13 protein-coding genes are annotated in these 15,302 nt (G+C 42.3%); 5 read left to right on the top strand and 8 right to left on the bottom strand.

Annotation, left to right across the window (positions count from 1 at the left end):
• Window positions 1-184: 184 nt before the first annotated feature.
• The 4 genes from HC643_RS08690 (at window position 185) to HC643_RS08675 (ending at window position 4,811) form a co-directional block, all read left to right on the top strand.
• Window positions 185-1,831 carry an ABC1 kinase family protein gene (locus HC643_RS08690; RefSeq protein WP_038091444.1) on the top strand — a complete coding sequence of 549 codons (1,647 nt, stop codon included), beginning with the start codon at window positions 185-187 and terminating at the stop codon, window positions 1,829-1,831.
• 196 nt (window positions 1,832-2,027) lie between these two features.
• Entirely contained in the window at window positions 2,028-2,663 is a 636-nt protein-coding gene (locus HC643_RS08685; RefSeq protein ID WP_038091441.1) for a hypothetical protein, read from the top strand.
• Window positions 2,664-2,923: 260 nt separating this feature from the next.
• Window positions 2,924-3,964 carry an ABC transporter ATP-binding protein gene (locus HC643_RS08680; protein ID WP_050046261.1) on the top strand — a complete coding sequence of 347 codons (1,041 nt, stop codon included), beginning with the start codon at window positions 2,924-2,926 and terminating at the stop codon, window positions 3,962-3,964.
• A gap of 55 nt (window positions 3,965-4,019) precedes the next feature.
• Window positions 4,020-4,811, top strand: a complete 792-nt coding sequence (locus HC643_RS08675; protein WP_038091436.1) for an ABC transporter permease — start codon at window positions 4,020-4,022, stop codon at window positions 4,809-4,811.
• Between the two features lie 70 nt (window positions 4,812-4,881).
• On the opposite strand, the gene HC643_RS08670 is transcribed toward HC643_RS08675, so the two are convergent.
• A complete protein-coding gene (locus tag HC643_RS08670) occupies window positions 4,882-5,469 on the bottom strand; it encodes a Uma2 family endonuclease (protein ID WP_038091435.1) in 588 nt (195 codons plus the stop codon).
• Between the two features lie 33 nt (window positions 5,470-5,502).
• The gene (locus HC643_RS08665) at window positions 5,503-6,594 is read right to left on the bottom strand and encodes an ATP-binding protein (protein ID WP_038091433.1); all 1,092 of its coding nucleotides are present in this window, start codon (window positions 6,592-6,594) and stop codon (window positions 5,503-5,505) included.
• A gap of 170 nt (window positions 6,595-6,764) precedes the next feature.
• On the opposite strand from HC643_RS08665, the gene HC643_RS08660 reads away from it, so the two are divergent.
• Window positions 6,765-9,512: a cation-transporting P-type ATPase gene (locus HC643_RS08660; protein WP_038091425.1), complete on the top strand. Its 2,748-nt coding sequence runs from the start codon at window positions 6,765-6,767 to the stop codon at window positions 9,510-9,512.
• A gap of 54 nt (window positions 9,513-9,566) precedes the next feature.
• Here HC643_RS08660 and HC643_RS08655 read toward each other — a convergent pair whose 3' ends face one another.
• The 6 genes from HC643_RS08655 to hpsN all read right to left on the bottom strand — a co-directional run bounded on the left by HC643_RS08655 (window position 9,567) and on the right by hpsN (window position 15,294).
• Complete coding sequence (locus HC643_RS08655) at window positions 9,567-9,731, bottom strand: hypothetical protein (RefSeq protein ID WP_153021516.1); 165 nt, start codon at window positions 9,729-9,731, stop codon at window positions 9,567-9,569.
• Between the two features lie 63 nt (window positions 9,732-9,794).
• Window positions 9,795-10,775 carry an alpha/beta hydrolase family protein gene (locus HC643_RS08650; RefSeq protein ID WP_167844638.1) on the bottom strand — a complete coding sequence of 327 codons (981 nt, stop codon included), beginning with the start codon at window positions 10,773-10,775 and terminating at the stop codon, window positions 9,795-9,797.
• A 158-nt stretch (window positions 10,776-10,933) separates the two neighbouring features.
• Window positions 10,934-11,572 carry a peroxiredoxin gene (locus tag HC643_RS08645; protein WP_038091419.1) on the bottom strand — a complete coding sequence of 213 codons (639 nt, stop codon included), beginning with the start codon at window positions 11,570-11,572 and terminating at the stop codon, window positions 10,934-10,936.
• A 151-nt stretch (window positions 11,573-11,723) separates the two neighbouring features.
• The gene (hpsP, locus tag HC643_RS08640) at window positions 11,724-12,920 is read right to left on the bottom strand and encodes a hormogonium polysaccharide biosynthesis glycosyltransferase HpsP (RefSeq protein ID WP_038091417.1); all 1,197 of its coding nucleotides are present in this window, start codon (window positions 12,918-12,920) and stop codon (window positions 11,724-11,726) included.
• A gap of 136 nt (window positions 12,921-13,056) precedes the next feature.
• Window positions 13,057-14,229 carry a hormogonium polysaccharide biosynthesis glycosyltransferase HpsO gene (gene hpsO / locus HC643_RS08635; protein WP_038108401.1) on the bottom strand — a complete coding sequence of 391 codons (1,173 nt, stop codon included), beginning with the start codon at window positions 14,227-14,229 and terminating at the stop codon, window positions 13,057-13,059.
• Window positions 14,230-14,313: 84 nt separating this feature from the next.
• The gene (gene hpsN, locus HC643_RS08630; RefSeq protein WP_038108399.1) at window positions 14,314-15,294 is read right to left on the bottom strand and encodes a hormogonium polysaccharide biosynthesis glycosyltransferase HpsN; all 981 of its coding nucleotides are present in this window, start codon (window positions 15,292-15,294) and stop codon (window positions 14,314-14,316) included.
• Window positions 15,295-15,302: the final 8 nt, after the last annotated feature.

The raw sequence follows: 15,302 nt of genomic DNA, 5'->3' as shown, positions 1-15,302 counted from the left end.
AGACAAGGAAGATGAGGAAGATGAGGAAGACAAGGAAGACAAGGAAGACAGGGAAGAAAATTTCCCTTGTCTACCCCCTCTCCTTTGTCTACCCCCTCTCCTTTGTCTACCCTCTGTCCCTTGTCTACCCCCTTTCCCTTGTCTACCCCCTCTCCCCAATCCCTATTCCCTATTGCCTATAAAAATGTTCCTAACTCAAACTGTTCCCCGTCAAAGAGAAATTATTGAAGTTTTGCTTCGCAATGGCTGGGACTATATGCGGCGACTCATTACACTTGGTAAAGCTGATGAACCCCAGCTACCTACACCGGCTGTTTTAAAAAACATTTTGGTAGATTTAGGACCTGTCTACGTTAAGCTAGGTCAGCTGATGTCTACACGTCCCGATTTGCTGAGCGGAGCTTACATAGAGGAGCTATCAACTCTGCAAGACGAAGTTCCACCTGTTCCTTGGGCAGACGTAGAAGTTCTTATTCGCCAACAACTGAAACAGCCCTTAGAAGAAACTTTCAGTACAATCAACGCTATTGCAGTTGCAGCGGGTTCTATTGCTCAAACCCACCGTGCTACTTTGGTCAATGGTCGGGAGGTCGCACTCAAAGTACAAAGACCGGGAATCGATCTGACTGTTGCTCAAGATATTGCCTTAATTCAAGGGATTGCTGATTTAGTAGCGCGTACTGAGTTTGGGCAGACTTATGAAATTAAGTCTATTGCTGAAGAATTTACCAAAGCGCTGGAAGCGGAGTTAGATTTTACACGGGAAGCTGAGTTCACAGACCAACTGCGACGCAATTTATCAAATAGTCGGTGGTTCGATCCCGAACAATTGGTTGTTGCTGAAATCTTTTGGGATTTAACCACGCCAAAGTTACTTGTTATGGAGTGGCTTGACGGCGTTCCCCTGCTTATGGCAGATCTGGAGACTCAACAGAATGGCACCGATCCTGCTGTTAAAAGACAAGCAATTACCAGCATTTTATTTCGTGCTTTCTTCCAACAACTCTATATTGATGGCTTCTTTCATGCCGATCCCCATCCTGGGAATTTGTTTTATCTCAGAGATGGTCGGGTTGCTTTGTTAGATTGCGGTATGGTCGGACGGCTCGATCCCCGCACCCAACAGATATTAACAGAAATGTTGCTGGCAATTGTGGATTTGGATGCTCAACGTTGTGCTCAATTAACTCTGCAGCTAGCGGATTCTGCTGAACCAGTGATTTTGAGACGGTTGGAAAATGACTATGACCGGATGCTGCGAAAGTACTACAACTTGAGCTTGTCTCAAATGAATTTTAGTCAAATTATTTATGAACTTTTGCAAGTTGCCCGTAACAATAAGATTCGCTTGCCCAGCAATATGGGGTTGTATGCGAAAACACTGGCTAACTTGGAAGGGGTAGCGCGAGGATTTAATCCAGAAATAAACTTTATCGACGAAATTCAGCCACTGCTGACAGATTTGTTCCGCCGACAGCTTGTTGGAGATAGCCCCGTGCGATCGCTCCTCAGAACTGCGCTGGATCTGAAAAGTCTCTCGTTACAATCTCCCCGCCAGATAGAATTGCTACTAGACCGAATCACCTCGGAAACTCTACAGTGGAATTTATCAGTGCGGGGACTCGATGGTTTGCGACGCACCACAGACGACGCTGCTAATCGTCTTTCTTTCAGTATCCTAGTAGGTTCCCTGATTATGGGTGCAGCAATTATTTCTAGTAACGCACGGACATCACAGCTATCATTTTTAAGTAATGTGCTGTTCGCGTTTGCTAGCTTGCTAGGACTGTGGTTGATTGTCAGTATTCTGCGATCTGGGCGTTTGCGTTAAAAATATACCGTCACTCGATCTAACTCAGCATCACTAGTGGTCTGGCAAGTCAACTTTGCGGAGTAGGTCTGAGTTGTAACTGAATTTCTAGGGCGAAGACAGTGCAAATACAAACAAACTTTTGCGACAAACCACTAGTTCGTTGCTGAAATGTTAAAACAGATTCTTTTGAATCTCAAGCCGAGGTGCGTAACCTATGGATGAAATTGTCAAAAAAGTTGCGGCTTTAGGATTGCCTGGTATTGTTTTAGCGATCGTAATGGCTACCACTGGTTTAACAGGTGCAGCAGCTATAACTACAGCTTTAGCAATACTCGGTGGTCCGGCGGGAATGCTCGGTGGAATTACTGTGCTGGGACTAACCGCATTGATTACTGATGTACTAGCAAAGGTGGGTCTTGAAGAATTTCTGAGTGCAGTCTACTGTCAACGGAGGCTATCTGAACCACATGGCAAGCTTCTAGAAGAGATTGACTCTCTAATACTATTTGATGGCGATATAAAAGATAGGTTGAAGATTACCGTAACAGACGGTTGTGGTTGTTCAACCATAGCCGAGGCTTGCACAACGGATTTCACAAAGGAAGTTATAGCTATTTTAGAAAGCATTCCTGGCATAACTCCAGCACACCATCGAGACTTTAAAAGTTCGTGTCCGGTGATGAGATTGAGAGACGGAACAGCCCTGAGAACTTGGAAAAATTTAGCAGGAGTTGACCACGTTTTTTTAGCAAGTAGGGATGAGAAAATGATCTATGGCGGTTACGTGGGTTGGATACATAGTGAGGGATTACACACTACAATTGCTCGTATTAGAAAAGAATACACCTAAAAACTGAGCGACTTACAAGGGGAGCGTGTCAACACGCTAAACTTAAGATCTATTGTTGCGTGCATACAAAAACAACACTATCTTAAAACGTGTCAGTAGGTCAGCAAGAAAAGATAAAACTGTGTCATGAAATGGAAAAGTTCTCAATTCCGTTGGTAGTAGCGCTTTAGTGCTAAAGTACTGCTACCAACTCTTGACAATGATTTGCATCAGCTTACTTAGTCTTTGCCGCTTAGCCCATTGTTGTAGTATTCCCTTATATGTCCCCAGAACCACTTACATCTGATACTTATCACGCATCTAACTCTAGCGATCGCAGTATAATATCAGTTCAAAACCTCACTAAGGTTTACCCTGTTGCTGTTAAAGAACCAGGTCTTGCAGGAACAATTACTCATTTTTTCCGCCGTACTTACCGAGACATTAAAGCAGTACAAGATGTTTCCTTTGAAATTGCACCAGGTGAAGTCGTAGGATTTTTAGGACCGAATGGTGCAGGTAAAACCACAACCCTGAAAATGCTGACAGGATTGATTCATCCTTCAAGCGGTCAAGTGAGAGTTGCTCGATACGTACCATTTTGCCGTCAAGATGGGTTTTTGCAGAAAATTACTTTGGTGATGGGGCAAAAACAACAGTTAATTTGGGATTTACCAGCGCTTGATTCTTTAAAAATTAATGCTGCTGTCTATAACATCCCAGATCGAGAATTCCGACATCGGGTAGGGGAATTAACGGAGATGCTTTCGTTACAAGGCAAACTGAACCAACCCGTGCGAAAACTATCTTTAGGCGAACGGATGAAAGCAGAATTACTCGCCGCGCTTTTACACCGTCCCCAAGTCTTGTTTTTGGATGAACCAACTCTAGGGCTAGACGTAAACGCTCAGATAGGAGTGCGCGATTTCTTGCGGGAATACAATCGGCGCTACCAAGCAACAGTGTTGTTAACAAGTCATTATATGGCTGATATCACTGCTCTGTGTCAAAGAGTTCTGCTGATTCACCAAGGAAAGTTGATGTATGATGGCAGTTTGGATGGGCTGCTAGAAAGTTTTGCTCCTTATAAAGAAATTCATTTGGAATTAATGAATCCTGTTCCTAAAGAAAAACTCACATATTACGGCGATCTACGACATATAGAGGGACGATCTGTGTGTTTTATGGTGCAGCAAGAGTTGCTTACGCGCACGGTTTCCCGCATATTAGCCGATCTAGATGTCGTTGATTTAACAGTTACAGAACCACCTGTAGAAGAAGTGATTGGTCGAGTTTTTCAAGCAGGAGTGGTTAGTGGTTAGTGGCTAGTAGTGACAAGAAAAACCAATAACCAACACCTAACAACTAACAAAATCTATGCTAAAACAAATTTTAAGAAAAAGCCGGACGTTTCTTTCTGTTTACTATGCCTATATGCTTGAATATCGGTCAGAACTCCTGTTATGGGTACTGGCAAACTCTTTGCCAATTATTCTTATGGGAGTTTGGATACAAGCAGCGCAAGGAGGACAGTTTAGTTTACAACCAATAGATTTTGCTCGTTATTTTATTACAGTTTTCCTAGTGCGACAAATCACAATTGTATGGGTGGTTTGGGAATTTGAAAGGGAAATAGTAGAAGGTAAACTTTCACCGCGATTGCTACAACCAATAGATCCAGTTTGGCATCATATTGCTTCTCATCTTTCAGAGAGATCCGCTCGGTTACCCTTTACAATACTGCTGTTAATTATCTTTTTTATTATCTATCCTCAAGCTTTTTGGGTACCTAGTTTAACAAATTTTTTGCTCTTTTTAATATCCTTAACACTAGCTTTTGCTTTGCGCTTTATTACCCAATACACTTTTGCAATGTTTGCTTTTTGGACAGAACGCGCCAGTGCTATAGAAAGTTTATGGTTTTTGTTTTACTTGTTTTTGTCTGGAATGATTGCACCTTTAGAGGTTTTTCCCGAACCTGTCAGGGCGATCGTTCTTTGCACCCCATTCCCTTATATGGTTAATTTTCCTGCAAGTCTTTTGATAGGTTTACCTACAGATGTAGGGCGTGGATTTTGGTTAATGATAGGTTGGATTTTGCTATTCTTGGGCTTAAACCGTATGCTGTGGCGGCGTGGATTGAAGCGTTATTCTGGGATGGGAGCTTAGAGGATATCATCTGATAAATTTTGGTGAATAGGATTCACGGCTAAACAGGCAAAACTGACCTAAGTGAGTTTTAGAATTTTGATTTTTTCATATCTAAAATAAATCCAGGCAAAACTGAATCGCCGCTAACAGTTGCAGGATTATCCAAACACTCTTCTGGCTTTCCCGGACGATAAATATAAACTTTGCGATTTTTTCTGTCAATCAACCAGCCCAATTGTATCCCTGGTTCTCTCATATATTCTTCCATCTTTTCTTTTAATGGTTTGAGATTATCGGAAGGCGACCGCAACTCCACCACAAAATCCGGGCAAATGGGGGCAAATTTTTCTTGCTGTTCTTCCGATAAACTATTCCATCCTTCTAGCTTCATCCAAGAAACATCAGGAGATCTCTCTGCACCTGTGGATAGCTTAAATCCAGTGCTAGAGTCAAAACAAAGACCTGTTCCATCTTGATTGGACCAAATATAAAGCTCTCCAAATATGCTACCGCTACGATTGCCTGTAGTTCCACCCGCTGGAGACATAATAGATATTTCTCCAAATTGATTTCGCTCTATACGTAAGTCCCGATTAACCCGACAGAACTCGAAAAATTGCTCGTCTGTCATGTGCAAATCTGAGGGCATTTGTAAAATAATAGGAGATGAAAGCATCTTTTTTTCCTCTTAACTGCACTTTCATAAATTTTAGATCAAACGCTCGCACAGCCATAAAGCCAGCAAAGGTAGCGCAAATCGATAACCTTTTTCCTGACCGTAAATTAAGCCTTTGTGCTGCAATCCCAACAATGCACCTTGAAGGCTTCCACCTCGAGACAAACCATGTTTCTGAATATACTCTTTACTCTGAGGTTTTTCTGTAGGATCGGTTGCCAAGCATTCTAAAAGATGCACTTGATTGGCTGGAAGTAGCATCAGCAAAGACTCAAAAACGATAGATAAATCTTTGAGTAACCCTTCAATGGCTAGCTTTACTTCGTGTTCGGTGATTAAACCATCCGGGCGGCGAAAGGTTTGCAGGCGGCGAATGAGGGACACAGCATCACCAATGTGTCCTTGTACCGCATCCAGAAATAACTGCAATGCTGACGATCGCGCATCAAATGTCAAGCCCGAAGCGTGCAGCATCTCTCTCGCCCAAATAGCCATGACATCTTTTGCTAAAGGCGGTAACTGCACAACCTCTAATGGATAGTCGCTTTCTTCTGGGTGATTGCTAATTTCAGCAATAGTTGCAATTAAAATGTAACTGACGCGATCGTGCTGATTAATTTCTCGTCTGAGAGTAGTTTCCCACAAACCATTTCGATCCCAGGAACGGATGTGGGGGAAACTTTGCAATATTAACACCACTTGCTTGCCTGTATTTTCTACCAACTTTTGTGGTAAGGCAATCAGCATTTCAAATGCTTGCCATAGCTGCTTCTGATTTAGAGAACGCAGGGGTTTGAGCTTACCGCCATTGCCTTCAGGATGAAAAGCAAATAATTCACCCCCAGTTGTCGCTAACCATTGCCGAATGGGGACAGGTTCAAAGTTTTGACTAATTGCCTCTGCTAACAATTGTAAAAATCTCTGCCCATCAGTAGCGCGAATGCAGTCTACCTCTAATATAATTGCTCCTACTTCTTGGGCTGCACCTCGCACGAGAGTACGCCGTCCGCTTCCCGGTACTCCCGCTATTAACAAATCTCCATCCCGTGCCAGAATTTCCACTATCTGTTGGAATTCTGCCGAACGCCCAATTAATTCTAAAGGTGTAGACAAGTTCACATTCACGCGCTTACGAGTTGCCACTCTCTTACTGACACGGCAAGCATACTCGCTTCCGTAGTTTTCATGCAACTATTGAGGAACACAATAGTCTTTATTGAAATTTTATAGTGTCATTTTACTTTTAGCACTATTTGTTCGTGCTATATAAATAACAACACTAATTATTTTGAAATATGGTTCGGGTTATATCTCCTGTTGGACTGTCCGAGAAGCAGCCCCAAGTTTGGCATGCTTTGGAAATTGATGATGCGATCGCACTTCTAGAAACTCATCCAGAGAAGGGGTTGAGTAGCCCCCAAGTCAAACAAAAATTGGCAAAGTTCGGGACAAACGAACTGACGGCAAAGAAAACCAAACCTTGGTGGTTAAAGTTTCTCTTGCAATTTAACCAACCACTGCTGATTATTTTGCTGTGTGCGGGTTTAGTGAAAGCGCTGTCGGGAAGTTTGGTAAACGCAGGAGTGATTTGGGGCGTTACTACAACTAACGCCATCATTGGTTTTGTGCAGGAATCCAAAGCAGAAGGTGCGATCGCAGCCCTCGCCAAAGCCATTACCACAGAAACCACCGTCATCCGTAACGGTGAAAAAATACGTATTCCTTCACAAGAATTAGTACCGGGGGATGTCGTTTTAATAGCTTCTGGTGATAAAGTTCCAGCAGATTTACGATTAATAGAAGCAAAAAATTTACAAATTGATGAATCCGGGCTTACGGGTGAATCCGTCGCCGTCGAAAAAATCACCTCTGTCTTAAACAGCGAAACCCCCCTAGCAGAACGCAAGAACATGGCATATGCGGGAGGCTTCGTCACCTTTGGACAGGCAAAGGGAATCGTAGTTGCCACAGGGAATAATACCGAAACAGGTCATATTTCCCAATTAATGGAACAACATACGGATATTTCCACTCCTTTAACTAGAAAATTTGATAAATTCAGCCAAAATTGGTTGCGGGTAGTTTTGGGCTTAGCAACTCTCACCTTTGTTGTAGGGCTGAGTTACAAAGGCTTGCAAGATGCTTTAGAAGCAGCAGTCGCGCTGACTGTCAGTGCTATTCCTGAAGGGTTGCCAGCTGTTGTGACAGTGACACTGGCAATTGGTGTGTCGCGAATGGCAAAACGAAATGCGATTATTCGCAAATTACCAGCTGTGGAAACATTGGGTAGTGCGACTGTTGTTTGTTCTGATAAAACAGGCACCCTTACAGAAAACCAGATGACAGTACAAGCTATTTACGCTGGAGGGCATCAATATACAGTAAGTGGTGTGGGTTACGCACCAGAAGGAGAAATTCTCAAGGATAATAAACCAGTTAATTTAAACAGCGATAAAAGCTTGCAAGAGTGTTTGTTGGCAGGAATTTTGTGTAATGACTCCCACATAGAAAAGAAAGACGGAAAGTGGGTAGTTGTGGGAGATCCAACAGAGGGAGCATTAATTACTTCTGCTCGTAAAGCGGGATTTAATGAATCTTCCCTAGCCAACCAGATGCGAAAGCTCGATGCCATTCCCTTTGAATCTGACTATCAGTACATGGCGACATTGCATGAATCTCAGCTAGGTAGAACTATCTACGTGAAAGGTTCCGTAGAGGCTATTCTCAAGCGCTGCACCCTGATGTTAAATACTGAAGGACAGACTCGTCCAATGGACTGTGTAGAAACTCTACGCCAAACTACTATTGAACGAGAAGTGAATATCATGGCACGACAAGGCTTGCGGGTACTGGCTTTAGCAAAGAAACCCGTACCGGATATGCAATTTACAGTCAATCATCCCGACATTGACACTGGGTTAATTTTCCTGGGCTTGCAAGGGATGATCGATCCGCCTCGTGAGAGTGCTATCAAGGCGGTGCAAGCCTGCCAAGAAGCAGGAATTCAAGTCAAGATGATCACTGGTGACCATGCAGTTACGGCACAAGCTATAGCCAGACGCATGGGAATCAACAAAAATGGTTCAGTTCTGGCATTTACTGGTGCTGAACTAGCAAAAATGGATAAAGCAGAACTCGCACAAGTTGCGGAAGAGGGTGTGGTCTTTGCTCGTGTTGCGCCAGAACAGAAGTTGCGATTGGTACAAGCACTGCAATCTAAAGGCGAGATAGTAGCAATGACGGGCGATGGTGTTAATGATGCACCCGCATTAAAGCAAGCGGATATCGGCATTGCCATGGGTGGTGCGGGTACGGAAGTTGCCAAAGAAGCCTCAGATATGCTGCTCACCGATGATAACTTTGCTTCCATTGAAGCCGCAGTTGAGGAAGGGCAGGCTGTTTATAAAAATCTCTTAAAAGCTATTTGCTTTATTCTCCCTGTTAATGGAGGGGAATCGATGACAATTTTATTAAGCACGTTGTTGTCAAGAGATTTGCCTATCCTGTCACTACAAGTTCTCTGGCTTAATATGTTGAATTCCATTACCATGACAGTGCCATTGGCATTTGAACCGAAAGCACAAAATGTCATGAAGCAATCTCCACGCAATCCCAATGAACCAATTCTTTCTAGTAGTAGATTAAAGCGTATTTTAGCAGTTTCTTTGTTTAATTGGGTTGTGATATTTGGGGTTTTTGAATATATTCGAGCTACAACAGGCGATCTAAATTTGGCTAGAACAATGGCAATTAATTCGTTGATTGCAGGTAGGATATTTTATTTGTTGAGTATTAGTCAGTTAGTTCCAAATTTGATTGCTAAGATGGATGGTACAATTCAAGAAAATGTTGATATTCCGGCAATTGGTTTGGGAATTTTGGGAGCCATTCTTCTACAAATTGTCTTTGCTCACGTACCTTTGATTAATGAAGTCTTTTCTACATCACCATTAACATTTGGGCAGTGGTTGTTCTGTTTGGCTGTAGGTTCACCAATGATTTTGTGGGCTGCGGTTGTGAATAAGTTAGATCCGCCAAATTGATGATTGTTTCTCACGCAAAGGCGCAAAGTAGGGTGGGATTTAGCCCACCTTATTTTATCCAAAACGTGTCAGCAACTGTTCCCGTGAGAGAGTCGAGAGCGATAACAGTAGACTACTAAATTCAGACGTAGGTAATTCTGTTAATGCCTTGACGAGCGCTTCTAACTGTTCGTCAATCGTCCCAAACCGACTGACTAAAAATATCTTGACGCTCTTCAAGTCGTCCCTCTTGTCGTCCAATACGCTCAATGCTGGTAATGTAGGGTATTTGGTTTTCCTCCTCTATTTTTCTCTTTTTACAGAGTCAGAAATAACGGCTACATTTGGATCGCGAGCATCACCCGTGCGATATACATAATCAGATGCGCCTTTGTCTTTAAGAACGCTAGCACGTAAGAAGAGACCGCTCCAACGGGCGATTGTTTCTACTGCTATATTTTGAGCAAGGGTAGAGTTTTTTGAGTCTGGTATTGCCCCCGCAGGGTTACTTGTATTGGTTATGCCAAAGTGATTTACACCTAAAATGGTAATCAATGCTTTGGGAGGGGTTTGAATATTGTCGTAGGTTCTTTTAGCTCTAAAAGGAAGCGCTCTATTGTCAAGGCTACCTTGTAACAGGGCAATAGGAATTCCAGAATTGTTGATGGGGATAAACTCATCTTTTGTATCGCGTAAATTTGCGCCAAAAAACGCTCCTGCTACAAGTTCCTTAGGCCGATTGAAGGAGCCTTTACAGAATGAAAGGGACTCCAAACATAAGTTGGCAATTGCAGATAGTCCTACAGCACCTCCAAAAGAGTGACCGAGCAAAGCTAATTTTTGTGTATTAACAATTGCGAAAACAGGTGAAGCAGAATTGGAGTTTTCAGCAACCATATATTTTAAAACATCTGTAATATCTGAAGTTTGAGGTGCTAGGGCTCGACCACGTGATGGCACTAAACGATCGCTATTTGGTACAACTACCACAAATCCATAACGGGCTACTATACTGGCGTAATTTGAGTAATTTGATTTATCTACAAGCGCACCTTGCAATAGAAGAACTATAGGAAAAGAGTAATTACCAGTTTTTAAGTCTTTTGGGTTGGGAAAATAAATATCAGCTAAGCGATCGCCCGCAGAGATTGTGGTTTTGTAGCTAGCCACATCTTTGAATAAAGGAGCAGGATTGAAAGCTGTAGCAGTGACTGTTTTGCCTATACTTAACACAGCAAATACTAAAAATGTAGAAGCTACAGATAAAGTTTTTAGACCAGCCACAGTTATTGCCCCTCGATCGCTATCCTCAATGCCAGTCAGAATATCTTATCTTACTCTAGCAGTACGGATATAAAGATACAGGAGAGACGCGCCATGACGCGTCTCTACATAGTTTTTTACCAGATGTCATGTGACATCCGGTCTCAATCCGTTACCAATTACTTATTGGGTTGAGGTGTCATCCGCAAGTAGGGTTTGATTTCTTGATATCCTTTGGGGAATTTCTCCTTAAGAACTTCAGGATCTTTTAATGAAGGGACGATCACGCAATCATCACCGTCTTTCCAGTCGGCTGGTGTCGCCACACTGTAGTTGTCAGTGAGTTGCAGTGAATCAATCACTCGCAGAATTTCATCAAAGTTACGTCCGGTACTTGGAGGATAAGTTAAGGTCAGACGCAGCTTTTTATTAGGGTCAATGATGAAGACTGTACGCACTGTTAACGAGGCGTTGGCATTGGGGTGAATCATGTCGTAAAGATCGGAGACTTTACGATCGCCATCTGCCAAAATTGGATAATTGAGGGTTGCTTTTTGGGTTTCTTCAATATCCCCAATCCATCCTTTATGAGATTCAACATCATCAACGCTGAGGGCGATAGCTTTGACGTTGCGCTTGTCGAATTCAGGCTTCAACTTAGCAACGGTTCCCAGTTCGGTGGTACAAACTGGTGTAAAGTCTGCGGGGTGGGAGAACAGCACAACCCAGCTGTCTCCAGCCCATTGGTAAAAGTCTATATCGCCAGTTGAGGAGGCTTGAGTGAAGTTAGGTACTGTATCGCCTAGACGGAGAGCCATGTGACATTCCCTGTTGTACAAAGAGGCATATGTATTCTATCTTGCATGATGACACAAAACCCGGTTTTCCGATTGGAGTCTAGGGTTTGAAATAAAATTTCAAATTGTGTCATGACACGCAGGTTTACAGACCTAAGATTCTACAACTTAATTAGGACAGAATTTGATTGTAAGCAAGAATGATTTGACGGGCGATCGCATCCCAACTGTAATGTTGCAGTGCATACTCTCTCGCAAGTAGCCCCCGTCTTTGGCATTCTGATGGATTTTCTAGCGCTGTACGAAGTGATTTAACAATCTCTTTCACATCCAACGAACTTACCCAACCCGACTCACTATCACGCACCTCCTGACAAATGTGAACTTGGTCTGATATCAAAACAGGCGTTCCTGCAACCATTGCTTCAGCCACAGCAATACCGAAATTCTCATAGTATGAGGGTAAGACGAATAAATCAGCAGCTTGGAGAAGGGCTGTTTTTAAATGACCCGTGACAAAACCAGTGATTGTTGTGTGCGATCGCAATGGAGAGTTTTGGATTTGAGATTTTATCTTTTCCACATAATCTTCGTCTTGAGGATTCCCTCCAGCTAAAACAAAGTGAAAATTGAAACCCTCAGCTAGAAGCGCCTCCAATGCTGGAAACAGCAAATCCAATCCCTTTTTTGGATCGATACGAGACATAAACAGCACTAGAGGAATATCAGTAGGAATACTGTACTGCTGACGCAATAAACGCCCCCCCTCTCCCTCTCTTCCCTTCTCCCCCTCCCACTGCACGGGGATCGCACCCAACGGGATTGTCAAATCCCGTGTAGCAACGCCAAAACGTTCCGAGACTTTTGCTTCTTGAACGCTAGTAAAATGAATAGCAGCAGAACCCGCTATATTTGGACGTTCTAAAATTGCTGTATAAAGTTGTTTGAGTATCTTTTTCTTCCGTAAATCTGCTGGATCGAGAGTTCCTAAAGGACGTAAAATATAGGGTACTTTTTGTTGGCGACATACTGCTGCAGCCAAACTGCTGACAGGAGAAAATAAGGCGTGAATGTGAGCTAAGTCATACTCCCGGACGTGTTTATTTAACCATCCCAGTAAGTCTAGGGAGAATTTGTATCGACGAAACGGGGAACAACGAAAGTAGATAATTTGATAACCATCTTGCTCTATAGGGCGATTCAAAGGAACATCTAAGGGTGTTTCTTGACCGGTATCGCCATTACTATCAGTTGTAATCACTGTCACTTTTACCCCTTGCTTTGCCAGTGCAGGAGCTAGCCCCAAAACCATTTGACTCGGACCACCATAGACTAGGGAAATTGAGGGAACAATTTGTAAGATTTGCATATTTTTGTTAATTGTTAATAGCTAATGGCTAATAGCTATTAGCTAATTGTTAATCACTAATGATGTTTGCCAACTTTTACTCTTCCATCAGCCATCAGCCATCAGCCATTAGCCATTAGCCATTAGCCATTAGCCATTAGCCGTCAGCCAATTCCTTATAAAACTCTAATTGCTGTTTTGCCAAAGCGGTATTGGTATATTGAGCCATAGCTTTTTGATAGCCCATACTAGCCAAATTTTCAGTCAATTCAGGATTTTCCATTAATTGAACTATACAGTGGGCTAATGCTTGGGCGTCACCCTCAGGAAATATTAATCCAGCCTCACCAATGACATGAGGAATCTCACCCGAATTTGAACCAATAACAGGAACTTGACACGCCATGGCTTCAATTAGCACGTGACCAAATTGTTCTTTCCAACCAATAGAAGTAAGATTTTTAAGATTGTAATTTGTTTCCGATGGCAGTACTAAAGTACTCATTAAATTAATATATTTAGGAACTGCGTCATGAGCAACGCTTTCCACTAAAATAACCCTATCTTTGATGGCATTTTCCTCGGCTTTGCTTAAGAGTTCCGATTGTAACGGTCCCCGTCCGAGAAGCAGTAATTTCCAAGGTCTATCTTTTAAACCTATCAAAGCTTCTAGAAGAGTAAACAATCCCTTCTCTTGAACAAAACGTCCCACAAATCCAACGACAAAATCATTTTGCTCTATACCTAACTGAGCAGCTAGTTCGGGTTGAGGTGCAGGTGCAAACAAACGTTCATCTACACCTAGCTGAGGCATGACTTTAATAGGTCCCTTATACCCCTGTTGTCGTAAAACTTCTGCACCATCTTGATTTCCTGAAATGATGCCGTGACTGTTATCAAGGTTATACTTCTCTAATAAAGAAACTGGAAACTTGAGTTGATAGGGTAAATTCCACCAAGTAAAAAATAAGTTTTTTGCCTTGAGTCCCAATAATTTATTGAGAGCAATCATCTCCGCATAAGCAAGACCTCGAGACCCTTGTTCTACCTGAATAACATTGGGACGAAATTTTTGCAATAAAGATATTAAATCTCCTCCAAATGTCAGTAACCCTTGATGATTTTGACTGAAATTAGAAATGGGCACTATGCGAAATTTTCCTTCATCTCGGTATTGAGTTTCAATAATTTTATTTTGAACTCCACCTGGTTTCCATTTTTTAGGAACAACAATTGTGACCTCAACTTCTGGTTCTAACTGAGATAAAATGCGGAGTTTTTCACAGTTAAGATCTACAATATAAGTATGACTGGCTACAAGAATTTTCATAAATTGCTAATTGCTAATTGCTAATTGCTAATTGCTAATTGCTAATTGGCGATTTACTATTAGCTATTAGCCATTAGCCATTAACTAAATTTGTTCATCTAAACGAGTATAAATTTGACCGTCATTCCATGCTGATTGGATAACAGTGCTTAAGGCTTTGAAGAAACCCAGAGTATAGAAAACACCACGAGTCAAAATTTTAATAGGAGAACCACTTTTGTGACAGGGAGGATGTCCCAGAACATGACAGTCAAATAAACGGGCAAAAAGACGTGTGGCTTGAGTGAGGGAGAGGTTTTTTAAACCCATTAAGAAGTGGTTGTGGTAGAAGGTCAGTTGGTACTGAAGAGAACGCATGCTAATGTCATGACAACCGCCTGTCTCTTCTCCTAAATGCACTAAATGAGCGTTGGGATCGTACCAAATTTTATACCCTGTTTGCCGCAATCTCAAACAAAAATCAGATTCTTCTCTAACAGCACTACCACGAAATCTTTCATCAAATTTCAGCCCGTACTTTGTGAAAATTTCACGACGGAAGGACATATTACAACCCCTTGCTGTTAGAACTTGTTGGGGTTTAACTGTATGTACTAAGTCAATGTGGTACCAAGCAATACCTGGGTCCATGGCTTGGGGAGGAAGATATTCAATCTGCAAATTTCCTCCAGAGTCACCCAATTTCATTCTGTCAAAAACTCGTCCGGCAACTGCACCCACTTCTGGTTGTTCTACATAATTTTTGGCATGGGCTGCTAAAAATCCAGACTGTAGCTGCACGTCGTCGTCAATAAACAAAATGATGTCACCAGTTGCTCTGCGTACAGCGTAATTTCTCGCTCCTGGTAAACTTGCCCATTTCAGGCGAAACCACTTGATTTTACCTGCGGTTGATAATTCTTCTAAATAAGCTTCTATTTCTGGTTTGTGTTCTGGTGTTTGATCGACAACCAAAACTTCAAAGTTTGGATAATCTTGCTTGAGGACATCGGCTATACTATCGCGCAGTGGTTCTTCACGACCATAGGTTGGAATAATAACGGAAATCAAGGGATAAGAATTCACTTTTTGTA

This window comes from Tolypothrix bouteillei VB521301 (assembly GCF_000760695.4).
GTDB lineage: Bacteria > Cyanobacteriota > Cyanobacteriia > Cyanobacteriales > Nostocaceae > Scytonema > Scytonema bouteillei_A.
This window is presented reverse-complemented; position numbering and strand designations above follow the sequence as displayed.

Coding starts and splice junctions, on each gene's coding strand:
- HC643_RS08660 (WP_038091425.1), top strand. CDS start 6,765: ATGGTTCGGGTTATATCTCCTGTTGGACTGTCCGAGAAGCAGCCCCAA.
- HC643_RS08685 (WP_038091441.1), top strand. CDS start 2,028: ATGGATGAAATTGTCAAAAAAGTTGCGGCTTTAGGATTGCCTGGTATT.
- HC643_RS08675 (WP_038091436.1), top strand. CDS start 4,020: ATGCTAAAACAAATTTTAAGAAAAAGCCGGACGTTTCTTTCTGTTTAC.
- HC643_RS08670 (WP_038091435.1), bottom strand. CDS start 5,469: ATGCTTTCATCTCCTATTATTTTACAAATGCCCTCAGATTTGCACATG.
- HC643_RS08680 (WP_050046261.1), top strand. CDS start 2,924: ATGTCCCCAGAACCACTTACATCTGATACTTATCACGCATCTAACTCT.
- hpsO (WP_038108401.1), bottom strand. CDS start 14,229: ATGAAAATTCTTGTAGCCAGTCATACTTATATTGTAGATCTTAACTGT.
- HC643_RS08645 (WP_038091419.1), bottom strand. CDS start 11,572: ATGGCTCTCCGTCTAGGCGATACAGTACCTAACTTCACTCAAGCCTCC.
- HC643_RS08690 (WP_038091444.1), top strand. CDS start 185: ATGTTCCTAACTCAAACTGTTCCCCGTCAAAGAGAAATTATTGAAGTT.
- hpsP (WP_038091417.1), bottom strand. CDS start 12,920: ATGCAAATCTTACAAATTGTTCCCTCAATTTCCCTAGTCTATGGTGGT.